Annotated in this window: 11 protein-coding genes; 6 read left to right on the top strand and 5 right to left on the bottom strand. The window is 61.4% G+C overall.

The genetic code is table 11. The annotated features are described in order from the left end of the window. From U9R81_RS09630 to U9R81_RS09615, 4 genes are all read right to left on the bottom strand, one after another. The coding region (locus U9R81_RS09630; protein ID WP_322495265.1) for a RibD family protein at positions 1-302 on the bottom strand (302 nt) is incomplete at its 3' end. Then, entirely contained in the window at positions 299-682 is a 384-nt protein-coding gene (folB, locus tag U9R81_RS09625; protein ID WP_322495264.1) for a dihydroneopterin aldolase, read from the bottom strand. The genes folB and U9R81_RS09630, both read right to left, overlap by 4 nt. Beyond that, entirely contained in the window at positions 675-1,541 is an 867-nt protein-coding gene (locus tag U9R81_RS09620; protein ID WP_322495263.1) for a class I SAM-dependent methyltransferase, read from the bottom strand. Before U9R81_RS09620 ends, folB begins: the two co-directional genes overlap by 8 nt. 9 nt (positions 1,542-1,550) lie before the next feature. Next, on the bottom strand, positions 1,551-2,045 hold the full coding sequence (locus tag U9R81_RS09615) for an NYN domain-containing protein (protein WP_322495262.1): 495 nt from the start codon (positions 2,043-2,045) through the stop codon (positions 1,551-1,553). A gap of 883 nt (positions 2,046-2,928) precedes the next feature. On the opposite strand from U9R81_RS09615, the gene U9R81_RS09610 reads away from it, so the two are divergent. Then, positions 2,929-4,005 carry a DUF4097 family beta strand repeat-containing protein gene (locus tag U9R81_RS09610; RefSeq protein WP_322495261.1) on the top strand — a complete coding sequence of 359 codons (1,077 nt, stop codon included), beginning with the start codon at positions 2,929-2,931 and terminating at the stop codon, positions 4,003-4,005. 315 nt (positions 4,006-4,320) lie between these two features. Then, on the top strand, positions 4,321-5,205 hold the full coding sequence (locus U9R81_RS09605) for an alpha/beta fold hydrolase (protein ID WP_322495260.1): 885 nt from the start codon (positions 4,321-4,323) through the stop codon (positions 5,203-5,205). A gap of 20 nt (positions 5,206-5,225) precedes the next feature. Here U9R81_RS09605 and U9R81_RS09600 read toward each other — a convergent pair whose 3' ends face one another. Beyond that, positions 5,226-5,615, bottom strand: a complete 390-nt coding sequence (locus U9R81_RS09600) for a globin (RefSeq protein ID WP_322495259.1) — start codon at positions 5,613-5,615, stop codon at positions 5,226-5,228. Between the two features lie 197 nt (positions 5,616-5,812). Between U9R81_RS09600 and U9R81_RS09595 the strand changes: the two genes are divergently transcribed. The 4 genes from U9R81_RS09595 to U9R81_RS09580 all read left to right on the top strand — a co-directional run. Next, positions 5,813-6,688, top strand: a complete 876-nt coding sequence (locus U9R81_RS09595; protein ID WP_322495258.1) for a hypothetical protein — start codon at positions 5,813-5,815, stop codon at positions 6,686-6,688. Positions 6,689-7,128: 440 nt separating this feature from the next. Continuing rightward, the gene (locus U9R81_RS09590) at positions 7,129-8,328 is read left to right on the top strand and encodes an ArsA family ATPase (protein ID WP_322495257.1); all 1,200 of its coding nucleotides are present in this window, start codon (positions 7,129-7,131) and stop codon (positions 8,326-8,328) included. An 82-nt stretch (positions 8,329-8,410) separates the two neighbouring features. Continuing rightward, positions 8,411-8,653: a bacteriochlorophyll c-binding family protein gene (locus U9R81_RS09585; RefSeq protein WP_066783739.1), complete on the top strand. Its 243-nt coding sequence runs from the start codon at positions 8,411-8,413 to the stop codon at positions 8,651-8,653. A gap of 60 nt (positions 8,654-8,713) precedes the next feature. Continuing rightward, a partial coding sequence (locus U9R81_RS09580; protein ID WP_322495256.1) for a hypothetical protein occupies positions 8,714-9,619 on the top strand: 906 nt, incomplete at its 3' end.

Genomic DNA, 9,619 nt, shown 5'->3' with positions numbered 1-9,619 from the left:
CAGGCCAGCACGGTGCCGTGAGCGGCGCCGTCGCGGATGACCGCAGCGGTTGGCGGGATGCGCAGCGTGCTATCGACGATCACCCGCAGCGGATCGCGCCCCTCGACCAGCCGTACCGTCAAGCGCGGATCGTCGCGCAGCACCGTGCCGATGCCAACCATAATCGCGTCGTGGGCAGCGCGCAACCGGTGGCAGAAGCGCAGCGACTCCGGCCCGCTAATCCATTGCGAGCTGCCATCAGCCGCCGCCACCCGCCCATCGAGGGTCTGGGCAAAACTGAGCGTCACGCGCGGTCGGGTCATCGCCGGCGCACAATCTCAACGACCGAGCCGGCGAGGATGGTGTCGCCGAGCCGCACTCCCGGCTTGGTCACCCGCACCGCCACCGTGCAGATCTGCGGATGGTCGGTGAGCACCGCTGTCGCAATCCGCTCGGCGACCGCTTCGGTCAACTGCAACGCCGGCCCGCAGACAATCTCGCGCGCCCGATCGTGAATCTGGCTATAGTCCACGGTCTGGCTCAAGTCGTCGCTGGCCCCGGCGGCGCGCAGGTCAAGCTCAACTGCTACATCCACCACAAACCGCTGGCCGAGCCGGTTCTCTTCCGGGCGGGTGCCGTGGTAGCCGATAAACTGCATCCCGCTGAGGATAATCCGGTCGTGGCCGATCCCCCAATCACTCATCGTCGCTATCCTTTTCTACCGCGAGCCCGTACATCAGCGGGATCGCTGGCACGTCGGGCGGCGCGTGCCACCGGCGGTCTGCCGCCGGAACCATCCGCTCGAACGGTCGCTCTCCATTGACATAACAATGTTCGCGCAGCTCACGGAGCCGCAAACCGGCCTGCGCCAGCGCCGTCACCACCTCACCCACTCCCCAGCGATAGAGCGTGCATGGCTCGGGGTTGGTAAAATCGCGCACACCGGGCAAGAAGCCGGACGGTGACAAGCTGCCTTCCGCTGCGCCGACATAATCCCCCACTCCCGGCAACTCCAGCGGCGCGCCGCCGCGCGGGTAGTCGTAAGCCAGCTGCCAATCGGCGCTCAACATATTCGAGGCGGGATGAAACTCCATCAGCGCAAACCTCCCGCCGGGAACGAGCACGCGGGCGATGCCGGCGGCGAAGGCGGTGAGATTGCGCAGCCAGCAGATCACGCCGTAACCGGCGTAGATGCGCTCGAAGCGCTGGCCATCCGCTGCCGCTGCGGCCAAATAGGCGTAGACATCAGCCTGCACAAACGTGGCCGGAATGCCGCTCGCCGCACTCAACGCACGCGCATGGGCAATCGCGGCATCGCTGAGGTCAACGCCGGTCACGATGGCTCCCTGCGCGGCCAGTGAGAGGCTATCGGCCCCGGTGTTGCAGAGCAGGTGCAGCAAGCGGCGACCGCGAATCTCGCCGAGCAACGCCATCTCTTCCGGGAACAACGTCGAACCGCCGTCGCGCAAAAAGGCGGCTTCATCGGCGCGATGGCTGGTATGCGCCGGCACCACCGCATTCCACGAACGGCGGTTTTGTTCGGTGATCGGGTCGGGTGTCATCGTCTGCGCTCAATAGTAATGCGTGTCTTCGTCTTCATCAATGCCGAAAAACCGTAACCATTCCTCAATTTCAGCCTTGCTCAGCGGGCGATCAGCGCGTTTATCGCGGGCATTGACGCGCGGCTGATCAAGCGCCTGCAAGCGGCGAGCAAACTCTTGCGCCGAGATGACTTGAATGCCGCGCGCTTGCGCTTCCCCCGCCACGGCCCGGTCTGAGGAAACGACCAGCCACTCCTCCCGCCGCCGGATCGCTCGAATCTGCCGGATAAGTTCGTGATCGGCAGTTTGCGGCGGTTTGGCGAAGCGCGTTTCAACTCCGTAGCCGTGCAGATTCTGCGGATGGCCGTACACGCCGCCGTCGAAGACGACCACAATCTTACGGCCACGCTTGCGCGCAGCGTAACGGCGAAGTTTGGCAACCAACTTCGCCTCGTCGTCGGGATCGCTCAATTCGATGTCAGGCATCTGGCCGATCAAGTTGTGGCCGTCGATTAAAATAGGCATATTTCTATTGTACCTGATGTATGGCTTGCTCTGCCGGTGTTTGCCTGCGTGCCCGCTGGTCATGGCGCGCGGGCGCGGGCCCAGTTGTCATGGCGCGCGGGCGCGGGCCCAATCTGGCATTGCGAGAGCGCAGGATCATTTGTCATTGCGAGGGCGCGCAGCGCCCGCAGCAACCCCCTGCTTCAGCGTGAGCGAACGCTGAGCGGGTTGATACCGTGCTCGCGGGGGATTGCTTCGCTTCGCTCGCAATGACAACCGGAAAGCGGGAGATTGCTTCGCCTCGCTCCGCTCGGCTCGCAATGACATAAGGGGTGCGGGGTATTGCGTCGCTGGGATCGCAATGATAAGCCTGTTGTCCTTGCGCGGGCCCATTTGTCATTGCGAGGGCGCGCAGCGCCCGCAGCAATCTCCTGCTCTAGCGCGAACGAACGCTGAGGGGATTGCTCCCGTGCTCGCGGGAGATTGCTTCGCCTCGCGCGGGCAGCACACGTGATGCCCCTACCCTCGGCTCGCACTGACAATCCCGCCTGTCATGGCGCGGGGGGGCCCGGTTGTCATTGCGAGGGAGTGGCGGCGTCCAGCAGCGCTGGCGCCGTCCGCCCGCAGCAATTCCCTGCTTCAGCGCGAGCGAACGCTGAGCGGGTTGATACCGTGCTCGCGGGAGATTGCTCCGCTCGGCTCGCAATGACAACCGGAAAGGGGGAGATTGCTTCGCCTCGCTTCGCTCGCCTCGTGATGACAAGCCTACCTGTCATTGCGAGGGCGCGCAGCGCCCGCAGCAATCCCCCGCTTCAGCGCGAGCGAACGCTGAGGGATGTTGCAACACTCACTGCCGGCAGCGCGTCGGATGCAGTGAAGGACACAACGCGAGGGGGAATGAACGATGCGTACAACTGATCCGCCGATCGGGCCGGAACGTCCGGTCGAGCGCCAAATGGGCCGGCGATTGCTGGGGATTGCCCTGATCCTCGGCGGGCTAGGCTGGTTGTTGTTTGAACTGTTGAGCCGGGGTACGATTGCGGGGATTGATCTGAACCTTGCCCGTTCCGATAGCGAGCAAACCATCCCGGCGCAACGCTTCACTGTGGCGCGGGTTGAAGTGAGCGGCGTGAACGATCAGGTCATCGTGAATGGTACAACCGGCGAAGAAGTGATCGTCAGCGGTTCACGGCTGGGGTTTGGCTGGGCGGCGAATGCGGCTGCCGATGCTGCCGCTCAAATCGATGTGCATATCGAGCAACGCGGCGATACGCTCTACGTCAATGTCAATCACCAGCCATGGGCGCCGTGGATCTTTGGCCGCAACCCGTATGCGCGCCTTGAACTGGCCTTGCCGCCTGATGTAACGTTCAACATTTCGCTGGTGTCGGGTGACGTGACGCTGCGCCAGACCGCAGCGAGCGGAACCGTCAGCACAATTAGCGGCGATGTGGTCGCCGACAGTGCGCGCGGCCAAATCACGATTAATACGACCAGCGGTGATATTGATCTGCGCGATTATCGCGGCTCGTTGCGGGTGACGACTGTGAGCGGCGCTCTCACTGCGGTTGGCCAACTGGATGAGGTGATCGCGCAGACAACCGGCGGTGATGTGAAGCTGCGCGGCGAGCTTGGCGCCATCCAGATCACGACCGTCTCCGGCGATGTCGAGATCGATACCGCCGAGGCGGTACGGTTGGCGGTTGAGACGACCAACGGCAAGGTGTTATTTACTGGCCGGCTGGCAAACTGGCCGCAACGGTTGTCAACCATTTCCGGCGATATGGCGATCACCCTCCTTGCGCCGGTCAATGCCAATCTCTCGTTTGCAACGGTGAGCGGGCGGATCGATGTGCCTGAACAATTAGCCGGGCAAGCGTTCAACCGGCGTTCGTTAACGGCGACCATCGGCGAGGGCGGGGCAGCCTTGAACGCGACCTCAACGTCGGGCAATATCACCTTGCGGTTGCGTGAGCCGTGATAAGTGGCTATCTACGCTTGGATGGAGTGCAGCAGCAAAGCTGCTGCACTTCACGAACGTGTGATGAGCACGATCGGTACGGCTCAGATGCCGCGCTGCTATGGGGAGCGGTAGTGCAACCGTTACTCAGATGTACCTTTATGGAGTGCGGCAGCGAAGCTGTCGCTGGTCACTGCGGGGTACGCCGAATCTATTTCATCCCCCCGGTGGGAGCGCTCATACAAAATCTGTGCAAAATCATTGCAAACGTGGTATGCTGATTCTAGGCAAACCACGTTTGTCGTTTACCAACCTAACAGACGGAGTATGTGATAGATGGCAACCACACTGATCGATCCACAGGCTACGCGCCGGTTTGAAATCCGCGAAGAATACCGCAGCGGCCCTGACGGGTTGATGCGGTCATGGATCTCATCACCCCAACAAGGCTTGCCGGTGCTCTTGATCCACGGCTACGGCGCATTGATCGAACACTGGCGTCCGGTGATGCGCCCAATTGCCAGCGAGCACACCCTCTACGCGATCGATCTCTACAATTTTGGCTATTCGGTTCGGCCCGCGGGCCGTCCGAGCCGCGAGCGGTGGGCCGCGCAGGCGGCGGCCTTCATCCGCGATACCATCGGCCAGCCTGCCGTGGTGGTTGGCCATTCGATGGGGGGCGTGGTCAGCGCCCAACTAGCCCGCGCTTATCCTGATTTAGTCAAGGCGTTGGTACTGGTCAACAGTTCAGGTGCGCAGTTGCAGGCCCGTCCGCTCAGCCCCATTGACCGGCTTATGCTCGATGCGATTGGCGCGCCATTGATTGGCGAGACGCTGGCCGGTGTCTTCGGCAATCGCTGGGGCGTGCGGCAAGGCTTGCTCTCGGCCTACCACCGCAAAGAGTGCGTCACGCCGGAGCTGGTGGAGACGTTCAGTGGCCCGCTACGCCGCTATGGCGCCGGTTCGTACCTTAAGGTCAGCCGCGAATTTGCCAATCTCGTGCTCGATCTCACGCCGGGCGCGATTCAGATGCCCACGTTACTCATTTGGGGGGCGGAAGATCAATCGATCCCGCCGGCCCATGCCGAAATCATCAAGAATCGGATGATCCCGCATGCCGAGATCAAGATCATTCCTGATAGCGGCCATTGCCCCTTCGACGAAACCCCGCAAGCCTTCCTCGACATTCTCTTGCCGTGGTTGCGGCAATTGCCCGCCTAATGTTGATGCCGTCGTCGTCGTTACGGCGACGACGGATCCCACTGGTTCATCATTGCCTGCGCTGCATTGCGAAAATAGTCGGCCATCACGCTGCGGGCCGGTTCCGGCACACCGGCTTCATCGAGCGCTGCCAGCATGTGTTCGAGCCACGCATCACGTTCGGCTGGCCCGATCGGGAACGGCGCGTGCCGCATGCGTAGCCGGGGGTGGCCGCGCCGCTCGCTATACGTGCGCGGGCCGCCGAAATATTGCATCAGAAAGAGCCGTTGGTGCTCTTTGCCCGGCTCAAGATCCGCCGGGAACATGGGGCGGAGGCGCGGATCAGCCTCCACCCGCGCATAGAAGCTATCAACAATCCGGCGGAAGGTGGGTTCGCCGCCGATCTGCTCATAAATGGTTGGTTCGCTCATGGGAATGCCTGCACTATACGATCATTGCTGTTGCGCCGGCACCGGCGCTGTTTTTATGCTACCATAAGTCCATTGGTTCGTCCGTATGCTGCCTAATCAAACGATACGAATGATCGTTGTGGCGAACCTTGTCCGTAAGCTTTTCCCTGTGGAGTGCGGCAGTCTGACTGCCGCACTCCACTCGGACACCAACCGCTATGACCTATCCTACTCTTTCTATTGCTACTGATCGTCTTCGTCTCACGGTACTGGCCGCCGGCGGGCCACGCATTCTCGGATTGCAGCTTGACGGCGGCCCCAACCTGTTGGCCGAAACGCCGGCAGCGCGCTGGGCAACGCCGTGGGGCGAGTTTGCCTTGCTCGGCGGCCACCGGCTCTGGCATGCCCCCGAAGCCTTTCCGCGCAGCTATTGGCCCGATCTGGCTGGGCCAGAGGCCGAGCTCATCGATAATGGCGTCATCTTGCGCAGCGCCGTTGATCCGGGCGGGATTGCCAAAACCATTGCCGTCACGCTTGATCCAGTCCAGCCGCGCGTGCATCTGTGCCACACGCTGACCAATCATGGCCTGTGGCCGGTGGAATTGGCGCCGTGGGCGATCACTCAACTGGCGCCGGGCGGGGTGGCGATTTTGCCGCTGCACGATGGCCAACCGCCGGCGAATCCGGTCGCGCCGCATCGCCAGATTGCCTTGTGGCCCTATACCCCGTTACCCGACCCGCGGCTCCACCTCACCGCCGATTACATCCTCATCGACACCTCGCTCAGCGGCCCGCCGGCCAAAATCGGCGCGCATAGCCCTGCCGGCTGGTTAGCCTATCTCCACGATGGGGTGGTGTTTCTCAAACAAGCTGCCTATCATCCTGATCACTCCTACCCTGACCGCAACAGCAACCTCGAAATCTACTACGACCAAGGCTGTACCGAATTAGAGACACTTGCGCCATTGCTGCGATTAGAACCCGGCGCCGCCGTCACTCACGATGAGGTGTGGCTCGTAGCGCCATGGCCAAGCCACATAGATCGCGAAGATCTTTTCAAAACCCTCGCCAAAATGGCAGCGGAGCTGGTATAATAACGGCGCGCGGTAGAGAATGATAGCAGATATGACATGGGTTGGCAGCCGTAGCGCGACGCCATTCGGGGTATGATGGCGATAGCCTCGTTGCAAATCATACTACGAGGGATATTGCTCACCAGTGTGGAAAAACGCCGCGACCGCGCCGTTATATTGCAAGGAGCGGCCATGCCGCGCCGCGCCAATCCGAGTGCACTAAGGCGCTGTACATCATCAGAATGCGGTAAGGTTGTGATCTCTTTCTGATACATATGAGCAACATTTGTTGACACCTGCTGATATTCGTGCTACTATTGCGATACAGGCCAAAATCAGCGGAACAGGAGCGGGTTTTGGCTTTTAAGCAAAAACTCCGTGTGGTATTCGATCGTAACCTCTGGACGCCGCCACGGCGGCGGTCGATGACAGCCGAGCAGTAAGCTCCTGGAAAGGCCCTGATGCGCACTCTGATCTTCACCGGAAAAGGCGGCGTTGGGAAAACAAGCGTCGCGGCAGCAACGGCCCTCCGGGCTGCGGATCGTGGCTTAAAGACGTTGGTGATGAGCACCGATCCGGCCCACTCACTGGCCGACTCGCTCGATCTCGAGGGGCCGCTCGGCCCCGAACCCGTTCGGATCACCAAGAACCTTGACGCGCTCGAGGTCAGCATTTACCACGACATTGAGAGCAACTGGGGTATCGTGCGCGAACACTTCGCTCAGCTTATGGCCGAGCAGGGCGTGCAGGGTATTTTGGCCGATGAGATGAGCGTCTTGCCGGGTATGGAAGAGGCGTTCCCGCTCATCCGGATCAAGAAGCACAAGGAGCGCGGCGATTACGATCTGCTGGTGATCGACTGCGCGCCGACTGGCGAGACGCTGCGGCTGCTCTCGGCTCCCGAAACGTTCAAGTGGGCGATTAATATGCTGCGCGGCGCCGAGCGGTTTGTGATCAAGCCGATCCTCCGCCCGATGAGCAAAATTAATCCGACCCTCAATAAGATGGTCGCGCCGCCTGAGGTGTACGATGCGGTTGATGATATGTTCCGCCAGTTGGAGGGCGTGACGGCGACGCTGGCCAACCCGCTTGAGACCTCGATCCGGTTGGTGATGAACCCCGAAAAGATGGTGATCAAGGAGAGCCAGCGGGCGTTGACCTACCTGTCGATGTATGGCATGACCGTCGATATGGTGGTGGTCAATAAGATTCTGCCGCTCGATCAAGACAGCGGGTATTTGAACCACTGGCGCGATGTGCAACAGCGCTATCTGCAAGATGTCGAGCACTCGTTTGTGCCGTTGCCCATCCGGCGAGTGCCGTACTACCCCGAAGAGGTGGTGGGGCTTGAGAAGCTGCGCCAAATGGGTGACGACATCTATGGCGACATGGATCCGACCGCTGTGCTCTACGATCGCGCGCCGCTAGATATTGCCAAGGTCGGCGATAAGTATTATCGGGTGAAGATCCGGTTGCCCTTCGCCGACGTTTCCCAGCTCGATCTGTATCAGAACGGTGATGAGCTGGTGGTGCAGATTGGCGATTTCCGGCGGGTGTTGACGCTGCCGACCAGTCTGGCTGGCCTCGAAGCCGGGCAGGCCGAGATGGAGGGCGAGTGGTTGAGCGTGCCCTTCATGGCGCCGCAGATGGCGTCACGGTAAGGCGGCTTTACAGTGGGGTTTCTCGGAGGCATGCCTCCGGTGACCTAATATGGGGAGTTCGTATTGTTAAGGAGGTGTGTGCATGGCGACGAGAGGCTGGTTCTCGGAGTCGTCGGCGCAGGTGGCGCAGATCGGCGACATCATGTTCCAAGGCCACTGGCAGTGGGTCTCGAATGCGCTGCAGGCCACCGCGGCCGCGGTTGACAACATCAACCGCAACGCTTACCCGGGTGTGTCCCGGAGCGGCTCGGGCGAGAGCGGCTTCAGCAGCAGCTCGAGCAACGGCTTCCGTCCGAAGCGCATCCGCTCGCGCTTCAACCGCTAGGTTGGCGGGCAGGCGTGAGGCGCGCTGCTCGCCGCCTCACGCCGATCCCTTGGGAGCGTTATGATTAACCTGCTCTATTACAGCCATACTATCGTTCCAGCTCACCTCGAAGAGATTACGCGGCTTGAAGTGCTCGATCCTGATGAGCAGGTGCTGGTCGCGGTTGATGGCGTGCTGCTCGATCGGCAGGGTCTCCGGCTGAGCGGCCCCACACTGCACGACTATTGCCTGATTACCGATTTGCGGGTGGTGTTGTGGGCGCGTGATTATGGGCGCTATCTGTGTTTTGCGTTTCCGTTGAGCGAATTGACCTTGATCGATGGCCGCGGGGTCGATCCGATTCACGGGATGGTAACGCTGGGGTTTAGCGCGCCTGATGCCGAAGAGCAAGTCTTTACCCTCACGCTGGTGCCGCAAGCGTATGTGCCGGCGTTGATGATCTTGTTGCGCACGGCGGCTGAGACAGCACGCGCGGCGTTGGCCGCTGGGATGGATGCCCGCCAAGCGGCGCCTGACGTGATGATGGCGCTCGGCGCGGCGATCTATGGTTCTGAAGATGCGTTGCGTCCCGATGAAACGCCCTATCGTTGGCCCGGCGGTGCGCCGCGCACGCCGGCGACGCCAAATGCGCCCTTTGTGATTGATCCGGCGAATTTGCCGCCTAATCAAATCTTTACTGCCGGCCGTCTGGCCCGTTCGGCATGGGATACCCTGCGCCGAACGCTGCGCGAGGCGGATTTACCGTTTGATTTGAGTCCGGCGAGTATCCGTGAATTGACCGAAGCAATCCGTGCTGTTAATGACTTAGTTCAAACTGTAACCAGTAATCCTGCTGCCCAGCAGATGGCGATGGCGTTTTTAAACCACCAAGCGGCTGCGCGCCAAGCGCAAGCTGGACCGGTGGCGGCGGCGCCGGTCGCCGAGCAGCTCGATCAGCTCTTCATGCACGATCTTGACGACCTGTTG

Origin of the sequence: Chloroflexus sp. (genome assembly GCF_034435895.1) — a bacterium.
Taxonomy (GTDB): Bacteria; Chloroflexota; Chloroflexia; order Chloroflexales; family Chloroflexaceae; genus Chloroflexus.
Note: the sequence above shows the minus strand (reverse complement) of the source record. Positions and strands in the feature narration are given on the sequence as shown.